An 18,509-nucleotide genomic window follows, 5' to 3' on the forward strand; every position below is an offset into this window, starting at 1 on the left:
GCTCAAGCGAGACCGCTTGCTCAGGCAGCTGGAAGCAACGACCAATTCACTGAAACGCAAAATGCTGGAAAGCGGAAAATATGAGACCTACAAGCTATACGGAGATTTGCTCTCCTCCAATGTTCATTTACTGAAACCCCAACAGACTTCCATAACCGTGGAGAATTGGAACACTGGAAAACCTCTTACCATTGAGCTTGAAAGTAAACTTACTCCCAACGCAAACATAACCATGTTTTATGATCGGTACCAAAAGGCAAAGGGAACGTATGAGAATGCCCAGGTAGAATTCGAAAAGGCAATGCAAGAGTTGGATACTGCCAGAAATAAATATGAAGGGCTCTTGGTCGCTTCCGACAATGAAACAAGGGATATCCAGCGCTTGAAACGGGAGCTTGGCACCGAGACTGCTGACAAGAAAACAATAGTCACGTCACCCGGCCTTACGATACACAGCGGGCAGTTTACGTTACTCGTGGAAGGAATGCAAAGGAAAATGAAGAGTTGCTCCGCCATTATGCAAAGGGCAATGACTATTGGATGCATACCCGTGATTATCCGGGAGGATATGTATTCATTAAGTACCTAAAGGAAAAAACAGTTCCCCTTGAAGTTCTAATCGATGCCGCAAATCTCGCTTTGGTCTTCAGCAAGGCAAAAAAAAGAAGGAAAAGCCGATTTGTATTACACCCAGGTAAAATATCTGAGAAAACCCAAGGGAGCCAAGGCCGGCCTGGTTTTGCCGACCCAAGAAAAAAATCTTTCGGTTGTACTGGGACGAAGGACGCCTTGCACGATTACTTTTAGAGGATGAACATGCATAAGAGCCAGCACCATGCTATTTTTTATCCACAGGACAAAACTGAATTGGAACAGGCTTGTTCCAAACGCATTGCATCGAGAAGCCTTACAAAACTGCCTGCGGCAATACTGGTACCCCATGCAGCCTATCGCTGGTCTCTTGATCTACTCCATGAAGGATTCTCCCCTGTCCAGGATCTGCAGCCACAACTGGTTGTGCTGCTGGGCTCGCTTCACCAGGAAAGCCTTGCGAGCGACCAACCTTGCTATCTATTTGCACCAAGTGAAGATGGTGTCAGCCTTCCTACTGGGGATATAACCTTTCCTACAGAGTTGAGAGACAATCTTGTCAAGGATTATCCAAATGCCATTTCCATACAAGATAGTTATTTCATAGAAGAACCAGGCATTGAATTGACACTGCCGATGATCCAAGGTTATTTTCCATCCGTTCCTGTCCTTCCCCTACTGATGGGGAATCTCGAGGCAAGACAGGTTAAGACTCTTTCCTCAATGCTTTTTGAGATAGTCAGAAAAATACCCCAAACCCTTTTCGTGGTTTCGGCGAATATAACGGCAATACTTCCAGACAAGCTGGCCACACTCCAGGCACAGGTGTTTTCTTCCTTATTATCCGAAGGAGCCCCCCTTTTGGAGGCCCAGCGTCAAGGCAAGATTTCCTCTTGCGGAATTTCGGCCTTGGAAGCATTGAGAACCCAAAAATGGGGGTCCAGCCATTGGAATTTGGTTTCTTTCCAGTGCAAGGACAAGCACTTCGACACTATTCCCGAAACCTTTGATGACAAAGACAAAATAGTCTGGCATTGTGCAGCCTTGAGAGGAGAAGCTTAATTATGGATACAGGGATTGAAACCTTCGACACCTTATTGGAAGGTACGGAATATAGTTGCATTACTATCGGAGAGAAAGGCATTGAACTTCCTTCCTACTTGATGCAGGGAATAAAAGCCTGTGGCTATATCGTACGTAATGGTGTAAGCGAAAGCTGGTACTGGGACGGATTGACCATAGCAAAGAACAAGCGTTGCATTTATTTCAAGAAGCTACCGCTGTTTTCCATAACGGATCTTGCAACAAAAAAGCGGTCACAAGCCTTGGCCTTGGTCCGAGAATTGGCAAAGGCTCTTGCGGTGCTGCCTCCCAAATTCCTTGATCTTTCAAGCGGAATACTGCCCCTTTGGAGAATATGGTTCTTGACAGATGGTGGTGTCCTGATTCTCCCACAGACCCTTGCCGATTTATTTTCGTCCTGTGCAATTGAGACAACAAGAGCTTTTCAGAGCACTGGGTGGGTTCATTATGATACTCACAAACCTTTTACTCTTTGTGATCAAATGACACAATTCCTCTATTTTGCCATCCTCGGATTTCCTCCTTTTCTTTCAGGCGAAACGCGTGAGGATGCTTTCCGGCCCCTTCCCGTGTCAATTCTTCCCAATCTGCAACTTCCAGAAAAAACCATTGATTTCATTGACGACACGCTGAAACTTTCCCTGACAAAACAACGGGATGCGAGTGGTAACCAGGAAAGCAACGCAGCCCTTTCCTGGTTTATCGAGCAGACTGAAGGATTGCAATGGAATCTTGAGGATAGGGACGAACCAAGGACAAGGGATTCCTATAACCAGGACCCTTCCTGCGGACCATTTTTGGAAAAACAAAAAAAACGAGCGGACAGAAAAATCTTCTGGAGAAAAAAAGGATGGATCGTAGCAAGCGTAGTAGCCGTGGTATTCTTGGTAGTATGGTTCACCGGTAGCCGAATAAAAGCTTCCCTGACTCCCCCTTACACTGCGGGAATGAGCGATGTGCAAATCATTGATGAATTTTATGCTGGGCAGACTGAGCTTGATATCCAGAAAATGGAAGCTTCATTATCGGGAAAGGCCAAGAATCCTGCTTCCATGGAAGTTACCAACTTGTTTGTTTCCCGACAGACTCGCCAGGCTTACGAGAATATCTCTACCCAGATAGATCCCAACAAATGGATCAAGGAAGGCAAACCTGCAATCCCCGAGGGAACCTACCTCTATGGGGTTACCGATGTTAAAATCGTGCAAACAGGAGACAATGTCTACCGCGCAACGAGTACTATCTATACTCCCTATTCTTATTCTGATGACACGACAAATGATGAAGAACAGCCTAGTGCGGCCCATGCATTCATGTATAGCTATCAGCAAGTACAGGAATTTACCTTTGGTGTATCGAAACATGGATGGACGGTTATTACCAACATTACCAACATCAGCGTCAAGGATCTTGGAAGATTCGAGGTAGAAACGTATGTCCCTGCTAGCAAGTCATTGATTGCCGAGCCAAGTACGCAGACACCAGCTCAGCAATAGCTGTCTGGTCCTGGGGGTGCATCCATTGCACCTCTGCAAAACTCTTGAAAAATGTCATCTGCCGCTTCGCATAGAGGCGGCTGTTTCTTGCAATTTGGTCAGCTATCATGGCAAGGGAAGCTTCACCGCTCTCCATCGCCTGAAAGAATTCTCTATACCCTATTCCCTGCAATCCTGGCCAGTCGGCATTTCCTCCCATTTCCAGAATGGTACGAACCTCCTCGACAAGCCCTTCCTCAAACATCTGTTGTACCCGTTCATTGATACGTGTCTTCAATTCCTGTTTTTCCCGGGTAAGGCCAATGATCAAGGGATCAAGATTGTTTCGATAGGAAGAAGGAAGAGCATAGGAACTCAGGGCCCTTCCACTGGTTTCATATACTTCCAGGGCCCTGGATATCCGATAAAGATCAGATGGATGTATTTTATGTGCATAGGCAGGATCGATGGAGCAGAGTTTCCCATACCCCCAAGCACCACCTTTTTCTTCCATTTGTCCAGAAATTTTTGCCCGAATGGTCTCATCACTGGCAGGAGCCTCGCTTAGGCCATAGAGAAAATGTTTGAAATAGTAGGCTGTGCCACCACTTAAAACAGGAATTTTGCCTTGGGCATGAATCTGCCTACAAGCTTCATCTGCATAGGCAACAAAATCACCCACGGAAAACTGTTCCCAAGGGTCAAATATATCAATCAGATAATGAGGAATTTTTTCTTGTATTTGCTTGGATGCCTTTGCCGATCCTATGTCCAAATGTCGATATACTTGGATAGAATCGGCATTGACTACCGAGAATCTGTCTTTGAATAAATTCAAAAGCAGCTCAGTCTTTCCGACTCCGGTGGGGCCGAAAAGAAAGATTATTGGGTTGAACGACCTATTGTTCGTCTGTAGGTATGAAGTGAATCTCGCCATTGAGGGCTCTTGTGAGAACTTCACTGACAATCTTTCCGTTGTTTTCTTCTATTTCCTTGCCACCGCAACCAGGATTGCTCAGAATAATGGCTTCCTTGATAGCAACACAGGTAATCTGATAGACATTTCCCTTATAATCGATAAGTTTGTTCAATGGGATGCTCACCGTCGAATCTCCTTGCGTCATATGTACAGTCATTCGTAACTATATCACTATATTGGTTTTCAAGATGAATGTATAGTACCTAGAAAGCATGTCGCCACCCAAAACGCAGTATCTGATCAGTGGCTTTGCCAAGCAAATCATTTGATGGGGTGCCAAAATCCAGCTTCATTGCATCCGGGATATAGGAAACTTCTAGATATAGAATATTCATCTGATTGGGTAGCTCAAGGGATAGCTGAACCGCTGGTCCCACCATGATCGTTGAAGCGCCCTTGATCTCAAAACCTGCCCTAAAAGTAGGTCCAATGCCTAAAACAAGAAATCCCAGGGGCCTGAAGCGAAAAAAGATATCAGCTCCTACTACGATGGTCTTATAAAAATTGGCATCATAGGTATCCATGGCCATGAGGGAAGGGACACCTACCGAAATATTCTCTTCAAAGGAACTGGTCAGATATCCCAATTCAAGAGAAGCTGCACCCAGGCCTTGGTTTACACCAACATAAGGGGAGGCAAACGCGCAAAACCCCATAGCTAAAAACAAAGCTGTCAGGAGAACTTTCTTCATTGCTCAAACCTACCATAGTTATAGGGTAATTGTAAACGGGAAAGAGGCAACAAAAATCCACGCAAGCGAGGACTTTTCCACGATTCTCTTTTTTGGTTTATCTATCTCAGGCTAGTCTTTGCTTAACCTCATCAATGATAAGGTTGGCAATTTCCTCAGGTTTCAGTTCTGAAACATCTATGACGAGGTCTGCAAAAGCCGTATCGCTGTTGTCAATACCATAAATACGTTGGTAACGAGCCGTATCGTTCTTGTCTCGCATCCGTGTTTGTTCAAGTCTTTGTTCATAGGAACCACCTTCCCTTTTGAACACCCTGCTGGCCCTGACTGCAGAGGAAGCTGTCAAATACACCTTTAGATCGGCTTCTTTGAGCATCCAGATTGCCAAACGACTTCCCAACACACAATCCGTTTCGGCCATGGCCATTTCGACTTGTCTTCTATCAAGTTCCTTGTCATATTCGTCAGACTCTTCGGCCAACTTACAAAAATCCCAGAAATCCATATGTTTTTCTGCTGCAAGATTACGGAACGTAAAATTAATCAAAGGATACTCCAAAGACTGGGACACCAACGTCGAAACCGTTGTATTCCCACAGCCACTCTTGCCACTGATTGCAATGCGCATGTAAAACCCCTACTCTATATTCCTGATTTGTTCCCGGACGTTTTCCAATCCATCCTTCATTCTTACAACCTGCAAATTCATTTCCACCATCTGACTTTTGCTTCCAATGGTATTTATCTCCCTGTTCATTTCCTGACAAAGGAAATCGAGACGCTTCCCCACAGGCTCCTTGAGGTCCAACAACTTGAAATATTCCTTCAAATGAATTGCGAGGCGTTTTATCTCTTCATTCACGGAATATTTTACCAACATGACCGCAACTTCCTGCAAAATCCTGTTCTCGTCATAGTGTTGGTCACCGAGCATTTCCTCAAAGCGATTCTTGAGATTGGTTTTTACCAACTCCTCAAGTTCCCCTGCATGGGCAGTAACCACCGCAAGTCCTTCCTCGACAATTTTTCCCATGGAAAGAAGGTCGGTCCTGGTAGAATTCCCCTCACGCTCCTTGCTTTGGCCAAACTGCACGAGAGCAGTATCAAGGGCAGTAAACAAAGGCCCCTTGTAAATCTCGCTATCCGATTGCCGGACATTGGTTATAACGCCTTCGGCAGAAAGAAAATCGGAAAGTTGAGGCTTCAAGGCCTTGCCAGATAATGCGGCAACCTGCGCAAAGGCATCACGATAGCGTTCCACGGCTTGGGAATCAACAACGATTTCCATATCCGAGACAAAGGTTTTTACCCGAACATTTACCTCTACATGCCCCCGAGAAGCAATCAAGGAAACAGCTTTATCAATATCCATCTCATAGGGCGATAGAAAAAACGGTATATTATGGTTGATATCCAAAAAGCGATTATTATAGGATTTTATTTCTACGGAAAGCTGAAATGTATCATTCAGGACTTCAGCAGACCCGTAACCTGTCATACTTTTCATTAAATACTCCTTCTTGCCTGGGCAATACGACTGCTTAGATAGCGATTATTGCCAGCACCCATGGTAATACACAAATCGCCCGGTTGCAACCAGAGTGCGGCAGTCTCTACCGCAGCCTTGTCATCGGGTGCATAAGATACCGCTTGCAAGGTGCATCTATAGGTTCTCATTATTCGCGTGGACAATGCATCGGAGAGCAACTGGGCAGGATCTTGCAGTTCATCTACATCATTGCGGGCAGAGGCATAGGAATGCTGGATGATCACTCGGTCGGCACTGCTGAGGGCAACGGAAAAATCCTTGAGGAAAGCCTTGGTTCGACTTGCCGTATGGGGACAGAAAAGCACAGTTATGGCACGTTGAGGGTATTTTACGTGCAACATATCCAAGGTTGCCTTGATTTCCGTGGGATGATGGGCATAATCATCAATATAGGTAATGGATTGTTCTTCAAGGATTACCTCTCCTCTTCCCACGCAACCGGGAAAGGTCATCAAACGCTCAGTAAGCATCCCTGCTACCGCAGGGATGGCTTCCTCACTGGCAATCTGACTGTCATCGAGATACAGTTTGACCTTAGGCCTATCCAGCATAATTGCCATGGCAAGAATTGCTCCTCCCAGATAATCATCAAGCAAAGGTTTGCTGAGGGAAGGAAGCTCAAAAGCCCTGCCTTCGAGGCAAGAAAGCGTATAGGTTCCTTCCCAACTATTCTTTTTGATCCAGAAGGGCCCATTATCATTAAACCCATAGGTCATCAACGCAATATCCGGTCGACAATCACGACAGTACTGAATGAGTTTTCTTGCTCCCAGATCATCATTGCAACAGATCAAGAATCCATGGTGATCTATGCCGAACACAAACTTTTTGAAACTCTCCTCTACTTGTTCCAGGTCTGCAAAGTAGTCAGGATGATCAAATTCAACAGTCGTAACCAACGCTCCCCGAATTGAATAGGAGAGAAAATGGTCCTGATATTCGCAGGCTTCAAACAAAGCGACATCCCTTCCCTGATAGGGCAAGGCAGACTCTCCCTGCAAAACTGAGCCAAAAATACTATAAAAAGAGAAGCTCTTGTCACCCAAGGTCGAGAGTAAGTAGGAAGCTACGGCAGTTGAGGTCGTTTTCCCATGAGTACCTGCCACTACATAACAACTATCACTTTGTCGGGATAAGAAAGCAAGAAATTCTGGATAGGTATAGAGTTGGAATCCTTTTTCATTAGCCAGAGCCAATATGGGCAAGGAGAGTGCATAGGCACTGCTATAAATGACAATATCGGAATCTAGGGGCAACAAGGCTGGGAGAAATCCAGAAAACACAGAGATACCGTTCACTTGTAACATCGCATCGGTAGAAAAAACCTCTTCAGTATCACAGCCACTGACGCGGGCTCCCATTTTTGTAAGCAATACGGCAAGAGGGGCCATTCCTGTTCCCTTTATACCTACCATCCAAAATCTTTTGGAAGAAAACTCCATACCGACCTCTTTTTAACAATAAAAAAAGACTGCCCCAAAAGACAGTCTCACTCCCAAGGGGACAACCACTTATTTAGCGGCAGCCTTGAGTTTGGCATTACAAGCTTTGCAAACTTTTACCTTCTCGCCTTCTACAGTTGTTTCAAAAAGAAGCTTGACGGCAGTACGCTTGCAAACAGGGCAATCACCACGGCCATGGTTGACTTCGGTGCGAATGCCACTTCCTCTATGTGCTTTGGACATAATTTCACTCCTTACAGGTTCATACAATCTACCGTTTGACTATATAGTGAGCACAATGGAGTGTCAAGTATAACCACCCAGTTTCAAACCATACGCCGCAGACTGGGGCAATTGGGAAATTCTAGAAATGACATACCGGAAGTTCAATCCACGCACCCCAAAAGGGTGCGACTGATAAATTCAACAAGTGACATATCTAAGTTTCAATCCACGCACCTATAAAAGTGCGAATATATCATCAATATTATATTATCATATCTATAATTATTTCAACTATTTTATAAAAATAAAAAACCAGGAAGTTCTTTATGCATATCGGTAATTTTCTTTCTTTGACAGAATCATGTCACAACTAATAGAAACCATTTCCTAAAAAAGGGAATATTCCTCTATGCCCTCTAGAAGGCATCCAGCTGCTTGCGTACATCAAAAAATAATCTCGACGCCTATGGTCCAAGAAAACCCGACCGGTAGCAATCCTGACCTCTCCAATATCTTTTACACTTGCAACCAAAACCATCTTATGAATCAAGACAAATTACATTGAAGGGCAAAGCACTTTTAGGAAAAAAGAAATGTTGGAAAATCCCATTGCTTGGACAACCCTTTTTCCTAGGCCTTCACAATGGTCATTTCTTCCTCAAGCACCTTTCCACCAAGAGATACACGATAATCAGAAAATCTTCTGGGAGGATTATCCAAAGCCGTAGTCCTTTCTACAAGCACCTGGGAAAATAAGTTCTGGGCCGGTTTATCACCAAGCATTGATTCATGCTCAAATATTATCAAACGTTGGGTACTCATGAATCCTCTGGCTGCCGATCGATCATAATCAAACATATGCAACAAGGCTTCCCATAAAAGATCCAAATCCTCCGTAGAAAAACCAGTTTGATTAGCCAAGTGAGGGGAAACAAAACCGAAAGATCGATACAACCCATAAGGAATAGTATACTTTCGTCCCATCGTTCTATTTTCACCTGACTGTCTCATAGCTTCTTCTTCAGTTGTTACTGCCATTCGTGTGATACTATGTTCTGAAATTACTACAGGATCTATGGATCTTGCAAACGTGAGTTGAACGGGTCCGCGTACCTGTCCACAGTTTATCTTGGTCGCCATAACGGCCCCAAAAGTCCTGATGTCGTAAAAATTCTTGCACATCCAAAGTTTGGCCTCTTCAGTTCTGTCACCTCCCTTTCGTTTGAGAGAATCATTCTCTATATCTACGCCAAGAGCTGAGAATGCACGCTTATTCAGGTTATTCAATACGGCTTTTTCCTTGACGTAGATTTCATAGGGAGGTTGGTCTTCTTTAACAATACCTACATAATTTCGAATTTTTCGTTTGATACAGACATCTGTTACTAAACCATTTCCTGTTTCGGGGTCAATTCTCGGTAGATTCCCGGCATCGGGATCGCCATTGGGGTTTCCATCACACACATCAAATAATAAAACGAAGTCATACCGTCCTTTTAAATTCATCTTCAACCTCCTTTTGATTTGACACTTCAGCTTCTTTTTTCTTAAAGAAGGTCTGCCACTGATGATAATACCCAATAGCAAATTTTCCTTGTTCATCAAGATTGAGATGCGCGGGAAATCCGTCAAGATGATCTATAATCTCACTCACCTGCCATTCTAATTGCACTCTTCTTTCCTTGCTATCAATCTTAGCCAATTGATGCCACATCAAACGTATCTGTGTTCCAAACAAAGAAATGGGAGTACTACAGGCTATTTCATAATACCGGCCAACAAAACTTGAGTTGATTCCGGAATTTGCTTCCTCATTAATTTTTGACAACAATGCAAACAAGCGACCTAACTGATACCCTATCGAAGGTTGATTTATATCAAGTGCCATGGATAACTCCTTTTCCCCTTGTTCTGGATATATTCGTATTCTTCTATTTATAATTATCTTCAATAAAGAAGCTCTAGCAGGAGTAACTCTATATTCTGCATCACTTCGTATTCTTCGTAGAGTCATTTGCAAGAGACTTTGAGGATAGGCTTCTCCAGTCATGATTGATCGTATAAAGTCTGATACAATATTGGATGGAATATTTTCGCTTTTTCCCTGAATTGCAACATTGACCAAAAGACGCCAGATAGAATAGAACTCAGGACAATAAGAAGGTTTATCCATTTCCATGTCAACAAAATATTCATGAATTCTATCTGAAAGTTCCGATACTGCTGTTGAAAACCAAAACCGAATGGAAATCCTCGCAACATTGGGAGATAGCCCCAAAATATAAAAAATATCATCATCCGAGGAAGCCTTGCAGGCATCCGTTTTCACAGGATCCAAAAGATTTCTTATGCATTGGACGTTTGCATTTGGATTATCCTTTGGGGGTTCAGAAAAAAATCTCAAAAAATCATCTTCAAATTGATTTTTCTTTGCAGCCCAAAAAACTATCGAGACATCTCCGATTTGCATTCTTTGTTTGGAATTTTTACCTAAAAGAGAATTAAGTGCTGTCGTATAGGCAAACATGGCCTTTTTACCAATAGGAGCATTATCTCCTTGCTGTTTACCATAGGAAGTAAACGAGGGTAGATTGAAAGAGACAATATTGGCACCTACGGATTGAGCTCCAAATACACCTTTGATAGCTGTATGAACATTACTTACCGTATCTTTTTCTCCCGTAACCAAGCAAAACTGTTTTGCCTTATCAGATGGAGATGCACTATTTTGCATCATTGCTTGTTTAACTTCTTCACTTTGGCAAAATAAGTGAGAATCACTGACAAAGCGGAAACTGACGTTGGAATTTGCCAACCCCAGTTCTTCCCAATTTGGAAAGCAACAAAGCATTTCCTTTTCTACCGAATACAAGAAGGCAAGCAAGGCCTTCTTTCTAGGAGTCTCGAACAAGGTCATTTCAATCCGCTCTATAAATGCCTGATGTTCCTTTGGCAATCGGCTATTCTTTTTGGTAGCCGCGTTGGAAGTCATTCCTGAGGTATTGAGTATTCCTATGACATACCCGACCGAATCCCATAACAGATTTGCAATGATTCCACATGTCTTTTTTTCGCCTTGGGGAACGAGAAATGATTTAGCCTGTTTTTTATCAACGCCCATCTCTCTGGTATCCTCGATATCTAGCAATTTGCCGGTTTCATCCAAAACAAACAAAAAAGGTATTTCCTTATTTTCCCACCCAAGCGGTGCAATATCACAACTTTCGTTCTCGGCAATACGATTATAATAATTAGCCAATGCAGGCAGGATCATGAGCGCACCTCCACCGATCGCCTATCGGTATCGATGATTCCATGAATCATTTTTGCCTCGAAGAATTCAGGAACAGGTAACTCTCCAAGCGAATAGTTCATATCATAGAGCATCCATCCCAGATCCCGGGAGTCCTCGATGGGAGCAAGTTCAGCATCCAATAAGGAAGCATCTACAAGACGAAAATAACAGGCAAATTCCCTACAACCCAAATAGGGCCGGTGAAAACATTGCCCTTTTCGGGCACGTCTCTCAAACATGGCAGCATACTTTGATGGAGACTCGTCCTGACCGCCGCTTTCTTGGCCTGAACTGTAGTTACGTCTTTTCGGAACTGGAATAAAACTAAAATATCCGTGAATTCTATAATGTACATCACGAAGCAATAGCCCTGCTCTTTGCTGTCTTGCATCTTCGATAAAAATGGCAGGTCTATTTTCGGCGATTCCCTCGATCTGGGGTTTCGTAGGTAGACTCGAAATTTTTCCAAGTTCATTTCTTCGCAAGGAGTACCAATTTATAGGATGCAGAACCTCAATCTTTGTTATATGCCATACTATTGCAGGCTTCCAAAAGATCGCTTCAAAAATTGCGCGAGCGGAAGAGGGCGTCATTACATCATAGCTGACTCGTTCAACTTTCATCTCAGGCCGGGTAAAGCAAGCAAAATCACCCCATACATCCAATATCCAATCATCCATCAAGACCTCCCCTTCTCACCCTAAGTCATAGCGAACGCAGAATCCTAGCTAGGCTCTACCATAATTTCTGTATGCGAACCATATTCAAACAAGCTGCTCAAAGCCTACATTTTAGGGAAAAATGTAAAAAAGGAATTCAAAAATCATATAAAACCATATCAATAACAAAAACCTCCTAATTCTCTAGAATAAAATATGCTTTCCATATATGGAAGTCATATGTCATATATTTACTAAAGAAAACCATACCTTTTCTCTCTTCTAAAATTATAGCAATGATCATTTTTGCTGTTTATACAACATTTTTAATATGCGAGCATAGCATATATTATTTACTTCTTTTCATACTGCATTGCCTAATGCAAGGCAAAATCAAATCTGGCTAGTATTTTACCATCCCCAAAAAAAACTATTAAAGGAAAAACGAACTCTAAGCCGATGGTATGTATACAATCATTCATGACTATTTATACCTATCTAGAATTAAATCCTTTATTTTCAATCCGATTAACAATATGAATAGTAAAAACCAGTTTCCTATTGAAACCATACTCCAGAGGCACAGGAACCAATAGCGACTTCAATATCTATAGAATCGATACAACCAGGACAAGAAAATAATGGTCAAATTCCAAAAGAAACATCAAACCTTTTAAAAAGCAAATTTCTTGTCGACAATCCAAGTCTACTTAATTATAAACCCTATTTTTGTGTAGTAATTTAATTTTTTCGTATTTTCTTGTTGTTACAGGAATTCCGAGGAACTAGAAAAAACTTCCTTACCTCCTGCAATTTCTTTCCAGAATGTCGACAAAAAAGCTGCCCCAAAACGAGATAATATTACAGTAGATATTTCTTACGTGATCATTAAGTAGTTGAGAAACCTCCCCTTATCCATTTGCATATGGATCATAAGAAGTATCTTGAGAGGCAGAATCTTTCATGGCCCTTAATTAAATTATTGTGTCATGCCGTAAGCTTGTCAAACAATATCGTAATTTAATCATTCTTAAATCACCTGCGTATAAAAACGCAGGTTCAATTGTCATTCTGCAGGTGTTTCTTCAGTATCAAAAAGATTGAACAGAAACTTGGAATCAAGGAAAACCAATTATGCAGGCACTCCTACAGCATCAAACGATATATATGCTCGAGGTCTTTCTGTTTCAATGCCATAAAACCTATGAGCGTACCATTTTCACCGTTTCCATAACAGGCAGTGTGGGCTAGCTTTTCAATATCAGATTCCTTTGCACCAAGTTCTTCAAAGTTCCTTGGCATGCCGAGGGAAAACAGGAAATGACGGAGCGCCTCAATACCCGCTTTTGCAGTCTTTTCAGGATGGTAAAAATCCATAGAACATCCCCATACCCGTACGGCAATCTGGGCAAAACGTGCTACATCATGAGTCATGGTATACGTAAATACTGCCGGCATAACGACTGCAAGACCTGCTCCATGAGTACAGTCATACAGGGCTGACAATTCATGTTCCACATTATGGCTTGTCCAATCCTGGGACCGTCCAACACCACAAGAATTATTATGGGCCATCATACCCGCCCACATAATATTCGCACGCGCCTGATAATTATCAGGATCCTCAATAACACGAGGCCCCTCATGAATCATGGTCAACATCAGGGCCTCAATCATTCTGTCTGTCACTTCGACTTCAACAGTATTGGTTAGGTATCGTTCATACAGATGTGCAATTATATCAGTAACGCCACATGCAGTCTGATACTTAGGTAATGTTTGCGTAAGAGCTGGATTCAGGATGGAGAATCGAGGCCGGAAGGCTTCACCGGTGGCACCCCTCTTGATCATTCCCTTTTCATTGGTGATAACAGAATCCGGGGAACCTTCACTTCCGGCTGCCGCTATGGTAAGGATAGTGCCGATCGGCAAGGCTTGTGTTACCGGTTTTCCTTCATAAAAATCCAAAAAATCCCCGTTATATACTGCACCTGCGGCAATAGCCTTCGCTGAATCAATTGCGCTTCCGCCGCCAACTGCCAGAATAAAATCAATTGATTCTTTGCGGCAAAGATCAATGCCGGTATAGACCAGACCGCTACGGGGATTCGGTTTTACTCCACCAAGCTCAACATACGGAAGGCTTACTGCATCCAAGGATTTTTTCACCCTTTCCAAAAGCCCTGAGCGGATAACAGAACCTCCACCATAATGAATCAGAACTTTTCTGCCACCGAATCGTTTGATATATTCCCCTGTCTGATTCTCTGTATCCATCCCGAATGCAAAATAAGTAGGGGCATAAAAGGTAAAATTATCCATAAGTACCATCCTTTGTGCTTGAATTACAGTATGAAAGTATAAACGGAGCAAACAAAGAAAACAAGGATAGTATAAACGATCCATCGATGATCTGAGGTATCATCAAGCATGAAGAGCAAGGCACTGAAGGTCCATCAGAAAGAAAAGCTAAACAGAAAGACTCATGGCAAGAGTAACAGCAACTGAGGAATCTTCGTTTCTGGTCCCTATATACCATTCAAGGGGAATGGCACAGGCAAGATCCAACGAGAATCTGTTAAGCAAGACTGAGAGACCTAAGGTATGGACTCCATTTGAAGGAACAACTGCAAAGAAATCAGTTAAAGTCGGTTTGGTTTCACGATACCCAGTTTTTAGACTGACGGACCAGTAAGGCAGGAGTTGAAGTTTCAAATCCGCTCCAAAGCGAACCTCCCGGGTATCGGCATCACCGATATTGCATAAATCCATTGCAGCCTCAAACTTGAACAAATTAAGTTGATTGGTTCGGTCATAAACCGGAGAACTGAGGGCAAAACCCCAATCAAGTGTCTTGAATAATGATTCAGAACTTATTGCAAGTGCATTACCACCCTTGGAATAGGCAAAGGAATCACTGGTAACCCCCATTTTGAACCAATCGTAGTTCAACAGAAGCCCCAGACCGGCAGAGATGGTGGATTCATCTTCAAGAGTTTCATACTTCCCCAGAATCGTCTCAACAAAATAATCACCCAACAAATGATCTGAACGAATCTCCACAGGGGATCGTTCAGAATAGGAAACTGCCCGTAGACTCAATCCAAAAGCAAGAGTAGAAGTCCCTACGGCCCAATCCAGTTGGAATAAAGTGCTCGAGTTTGCAACATAACTGGTTCCATCAATGTCAACGATTCGATCGGTAAGGGAGGATTTAGTCTCAAAGGTCAAGGCAAGGTTACTTCCACTGAAAGAAACACAAAAATTGGAGATAGGAGCTTCCAACAAGGGATTTGCCTCGTTATTGGAAAAATTCGAAGGTACAATGGTATCGTTATAGCTTCCAGAGACATATAAAGAGGAATTATCAATGCCACGATAATACAAAGCTGCAGGATTTGCCAACGAGGATGCTGCCGAAATCAAAGCCAAGCCAGCCGAACCTGACCCTATGGAACTGATATCGGTATTATCGAGGGAGTACGCTCCCAAGACATTGAGAACAAGAAAAAGCAAACATCCTACTATAAAACCTTTTTTCATGAAACTGCCTTAAGGGCTTTTGCAAGCTGGTCGGGGCAACTGGTTTTTCTGTGCCCGCATGTTATTCCTTCCAATTTGGACATCACTTCAGAGGCTTTTTGCCCAATACAAAGGGCAACTATGCCACTATGGTTGCCTTCGCAACCACCTTCGATCACCACATCAGTGATGACTGCATCGTCATCAACAGTTACAGTTATAGCATGGGCACAAACCCCGGTGGGTTTAAATTTATAAGTTTTCATACTTTTGGGCACAGCATACCAAAAAATCAGCAAACAAGCTACTATCGGTTGCATTGGCAAACCAAGACTGCTACCATACGCTCATGAAACAGCTTTTCGGTTTGCTTGATGCAGTTGGCTTACCCCTTCCCGCCCAAAGTGCAGATATCTTTCTATCTGAACTCTGCTATGATTCACGACAATGCAAGAAAGCCTGTGCCTTTTTCGCCTTTGAAGGCATTCATACAGACGGGCAGCAATACATTGCCCAGGCCATCGATAATGGAGCTATCTGTATCTTCAGTACGAAGGAACAGGAAATCAAACAAAAAGGAATCCTCTACATAACGACACCCCATCCCAGATCCCTTTTTTCCCGTATGTGTGCTGCTTTTTATGAGTATCCTGCAAAAGGACTCTGTCTTATAGGCGTTACGGGAACCGATGGAAAAAGTACTACGTGTGATTACCTGTATCAACTGTTGCAAAGCCAAGGACTCAGGACAGGACTGCTCGGCACCATTTCGATGGATGACGGGTCATCCAAGCAACCCTCACCATACAGACAAAGCACCCCGGAAGCTGATTCCCTGCAACAATTTCTCAGACGGTGCGTCGACAACGGGTTGTCGTATGTCATTTTGGAATGTACCAGCCATGCCCTGAGCAAAGAATATGATCGTTTAGCTACCCTGGCCTATGACCTCGCCATCGTAACGACGGTAACGAGTGAACACCTAGAATTTCATAAAACCCTTGAAGCCTATCTCGATGCAAAATGCAATCTTATACGAAATCTCAAACCAGGGGGACTATTCATATCAACTACAGACAATCCCTGTCTGGAGACCTTTCTGTCATGCCTTGGAGCAAAGAGCAAGGCAACCATTCTCCATCGAGATCATTCCTGTTCAATAGGACTTCCCAGGGACGGACGGATAGAGTGCACTCTCGATGGACGACAACTCTCCCTTCCTGTGCTGTTGCCCTGCCTGGCCAGCAATGCCCTGTTGGCGGCTCTTGGTGCCTGTGCAATTTTGAAGACAAGTTTAGAATCCCTCATTCCTTCCCTTCAAAATCTTCAACCGGTTCAAGGAAGAATGATTTCCATTCCCAATAGCTTGAAACTACAAATAATCATGGACTTTGCCCATACGGCAGATGGCTATGAAAAGCTTTTTTCAGGCCTGCCCCGCATACAAGCCACTGGAAGAATCATCGCAGTATTTGGCTGTGCAGGTGAACGCGATACATCCAAACGAGGACCTATGGGTAAAATCGCCGCTACTTATGCGCAGATTCTTATCCTTACCGAGGAAGATCCCCGACAGGAAGGCAATGAAAAAATCTTTGCCGATCTTTTGGAGCAAATTCCCGCCGAAAAATCGAAAGATCTACTCATTGAGCAAATCCCCGACAGAACACAGGCCATTGAGCGTGCCTTTGCCCTGGCACAACCAAAAGACACCTTGCTCTTTCTGGGAAAGGGCCATGAACATACCATTGAAGGTCCTAAAGGAAAAAGACCTTGGAATGAAGAAGAAGAAATAAAGAAGGTCCTGACAACCATCCAGAACAAGCAAGGAGACGGACATACATGCATATAGCACTGATCTATGGAGGACGTTCGGCAGAACATATCGTATCCATCAAGAGCGCCCAGAATATTTATGAGGTATTAAAACATCTTGGACATGACGTATTTCCTATCGCCATTACCCTCAATGGGAGATTCTTTCTGCAAAAGGATAAACCGATAGAAGATACAATAAGAGAAGAGAATGAGGTCATGGTAAGACCAGGATTGGGCTTCTGGTGCAATGATCGAAGACTCTCTTTTGATGTGGCCTTCCCTGTTACACATGGCAAGGGAGGTGAAGACGGCAATCTGCAAGGACTTTGCGCCCTGGCCCAGGTTCCCTTGTGTGGATGTGATACTGTCTCCAGCGGCCTGGGTATGCATAAGGAACTTGCCCAAAGAATATATGCAAGCGCAGGCCTTCCTGTCATTCCCTCCCTTACCCTGGATAAAACAGATATTGCTTGGCTAAGGGAAGAAGAAGGAGTAAACAGACCTATCTTTTTGCAACAGTTGGCTGCCTTCTGCACCTGTATGAGCCGTATAGAGGTTGCACTACCGGTCATTCAGGAAAAATTGGGAGCTGCCTTGTTGGTCAAACCTGAAGATAGTGGATCTTCAGTAGGTGTCACAGCCTTGAAAAAGCCCAACGGGGGACTTCTCATAGAGGCAATCAATCTGGCTTCCCATTATAGTGAACGAGTCCTTATACAAACGTTGATTGAACCCTTACAAGAAATTGAATGTGCAGTACTCTCGACCCAGAATGAGGGAATTGTGGTAGGAGGGCCTGGATTGGTACTCGATCCCGCAAAGGACGCCTCAGGTTTTTTGACCTATGGCCATAAATACGGACAGATTGACACTGCCCATATACAGATTCCCTCTGATTTGCCCAAGGATTTGGAAAATCAGATCAAAAACTATGCAAAGCAAGTTTTTTTTCTTCTGAGATGCGAGGGTTATGCCAGGGTGGACTTTTTCCATTCCAGGGGGTTAATCTATATCAATGAGATCAACACCTTGCCAGGGATGACTGCAAGCAGTCATTTTCCGGTCCTGATGAAAGAGAAGGGATACGATCTCGAGAAAACCGTGCAAATCTTGATCGAGGATGCCCTTGAACGGGCAAAAGAAGACAAGGAACGTACCTACGTTCCGCCGGGAATATAG

The 18,509-nt window shown here is 43.5% G+C and carries 19 protein-coding genes; 6 read left to right on the top strand and 13 right to left on the bottom strand.

Annotation, left to right across the window (positions count from 1 at the left end; all coding sequences use genetic code 11):
* From ACHZBG_RS16410 to ACHZBG_RS16425, 4 genes are all read left to right on the top strand, one after another.
* On the top strand, positions 1 to 589 hold a 589-nt coding region (locus ACHZBG_RS16410), incomplete at its 5' end, for an NFACT family protein (RefSeq protein WP_394699419.1).
* On the top strand, positions 505 to 807 hold the full coding sequence (locus ACHZBG_RS16415; RefSeq protein ID WP_394699420.1) for a hypothetical protein: 303 nt from the start codon (positions 505 to 507) through the stop codon (positions 805 to 807). The genes ACHZBG_RS16410 and ACHZBG_RS16415, both read left to right, overlap by 85 nt.
* Positions 808 to 816: 9 nt before the next feature.
* A complete protein-coding gene (amrB, locus tag ACHZBG_RS16420) occupies positions 817 to 1,653 on the top strand; it encodes an AmmeMemoRadiSam system protein B (protein ID WP_394699421.1) in 837 nt (278 codons plus the stop codon).
* A gap of 2 nt (positions 1,654 to 1,655) precedes the next feature.
* Positions 1,656 to 3,170, top strand: a complete 1,515-nt coding sequence (locus tag ACHZBG_RS16425; RefSeq protein WP_320130544.1) for a hypothetical protein — start codon at positions 1,656 to 1,658, stop codon at positions 3,168 to 3,170.
* On the opposite strand, the gene miaA is transcribed toward ACHZBG_RS16425, so the two are convergent.
* The 13 genes from miaA to ACHZBG_RS16490 form a co-directional block, all read right to left on the bottom strand.
* Positions 3,118 to 4,086, bottom strand: coding sequence for a tRNA (adenosine(37)-N6)-dimethylallyltransferase MiaA (gene miaA, locus ACHZBG_RS16430; protein ID WP_320130545.1), 969 nt, complete (start codon positions 4,084 to 4,086; stop codon positions 3,118 to 3,120). The genes ACHZBG_RS16425 and miaA overlap by 53 nt on opposite strands.
* Positions 4,049 to 4,252, bottom strand: a complete 204-nt coding sequence (locus tag ACHZBG_RS16435; RefSeq protein WP_320130546.1) for a hypothetical protein — start codon at positions 4,250 to 4,252, stop codon at positions 4,049 to 4,051. The genes miaA and ACHZBG_RS16435 overlap by 38 nt, the downstream gene beginning before the upstream one ends.
* 79 nt (positions 4,253 to 4,331) lie before the next feature.
* The gene (locus ACHZBG_RS16440; RefSeq protein ID WP_320130547.1) at positions 4,332 to 4,820 is read right to left on the bottom strand and encodes a hypothetical protein; all 489 of its coding nucleotides are present in this window, start codon (positions 4,818 to 4,820) and stop codon (positions 4,332 to 4,334) included.
* Positions 4,821 to 4,926: 106 nt separating this feature from the next.
* On the bottom strand, positions 4,927 to 5,448 hold the full coding sequence (gene cmk / locus ACHZBG_RS16445) for a (d)CMP kinase (protein WP_320130548.1): 522 nt from the start codon (positions 5,446 to 5,448) through the stop codon (positions 4,927 to 4,929).
* Positions 5,449 to 5,457: 9 nt separating this feature from the next.
* Entirely contained in the window at positions 5,458 to 6,327 is an 870-nt protein-coding gene (locus tag ACHZBG_RS16450) for a YicC/YloC family endoribonuclease (protein ID WP_320130549.1), read from the bottom strand.
* The gene (murC, locus tag ACHZBG_RS16455) at positions 6,327 to 7,784 is read right to left on the bottom strand and encodes a glutamate ligase domain-containing protein (protein ID WP_320130550.1); all 1,458 of its coding nucleotides are present in this window, start codon (positions 7,782 to 7,784) and stop codon (positions 6,327 to 6,329) included. The genes ACHZBG_RS16450 and murC overlap by 1 nt, the downstream gene beginning before the upstream one ends.
* Before the next feature lie 96 nt (positions 7,785 to 7,880).
* Positions 7,881 to 8,054 (bottom strand): hypothetical protein, encoded by a 174-nt coding sequence (locus ACHZBG_RS16460; protein ID WP_320130551.1) that lies wholly within the window; start codon positions 8,052 to 8,054, stop codon positions 7,881 to 7,883.
* Positions 8,055 to 8,666: 612 nt separating this feature from the next.
* On the bottom strand, positions 8,667 to 9,542 hold the full coding sequence (gene cas7c / locus ACHZBG_RS16465) for a type I-C CRISPR-associated protein Cas7/Csd2 (RefSeq protein WP_320130552.1): 876 nt from the start codon (positions 9,540 to 9,542) through the stop codon (positions 8,667 to 8,669).
* Positions 9,520 to 11,310 (bottom strand): type I-C CRISPR-associated protein Cas8c/Csd1, encoded by a 1,791-nt coding sequence (gene cas8c / locus ACHZBG_RS16470; protein WP_320130553.1) that lies wholly within the window; start codon positions 11,308 to 11,310, stop codon positions 9,520 to 9,522. Before cas8c ends, cas7c begins: the two co-directional genes overlap by 23 nt.
* On the bottom strand, positions 11,307 to 12,011 hold the full coding sequence (gene cas5c / locus ACHZBG_RS16475) for a type I-C CRISPR-associated protein Cas5c (RefSeq protein WP_320130554.1): 705 nt from the start codon (positions 12,009 to 12,011) through the stop codon (positions 11,307 to 11,309). The genes cas8c and cas5c overlap by 4 nt, the downstream gene beginning before the upstream one ends.
* 1,125 nt (positions 12,012 to 13,136) lie before the next feature.
* On the bottom strand, positions 13,137 to 14,312 hold the full coding sequence (locus ACHZBG_RS16480) for an iron-containing alcohol dehydrogenase (protein WP_320130555.1): 1,176 nt from the start codon (positions 14,310 to 14,312) through the stop codon (positions 13,137 to 13,139).
* A 147-nt stretch (positions 14,313 to 14,459) separates the two neighbouring features.
* Positions 14,460 to 15,533, bottom strand: coding sequence for a hypothetical protein (locus ACHZBG_RS16485; RefSeq protein ID WP_320130556.1), 1,074 nt, complete (start codon positions 15,531 to 15,533; stop codon positions 14,460 to 14,462).
* Entirely contained in the window at positions 15,530 to 15,778 is a 249-nt protein-coding gene (locus ACHZBG_RS16490; RefSeq protein ID WP_320130557.1) for a TIGR03905 family TSCPD domain-containing protein, read from the bottom strand. The genes ACHZBG_RS16485 and ACHZBG_RS16490 overlap by 4 nt, the downstream gene beginning before the upstream one ends.
* A gap of 83 nt (positions 15,779 to 15,861) precedes the next feature.
* Between ACHZBG_RS16490 and ACHZBG_RS16495 the strand changes: the two genes are divergently transcribed.
* On the top strand, positions 15,862 to 17,364 hold the full coding sequence (locus tag ACHZBG_RS16495) for a UDP-N-acetylmuramyl-tripeptide synthetase (RefSeq protein WP_320130558.1): 1,503 nt from the start codon (positions 15,862 to 15,864) through the stop codon (positions 17,362 to 17,364).
* Complete coding sequence (locus ACHZBG_RS16500) at positions 17,355 to 18,509, top strand: D-alanine--D-alanine ligase (protein WP_320130559.1); 1,155 nt, start codon at positions 17,355 to 17,357, stop codon at positions 18,507 to 18,509. The genes ACHZBG_RS16495 and ACHZBG_RS16500 overlap by 10 nt, the downstream gene beginning before the upstream one ends.

The sequence above is a fragment of the uncultured Sphaerochaeta sp. genome (assembly GCF_963676625.2).
Taxonomy (GTDB): Bacteria; Spirochaetota; Spirochaetia; order Sphaerochaetales; family Sphaerochaetaceae; genus Sphaerochaeta.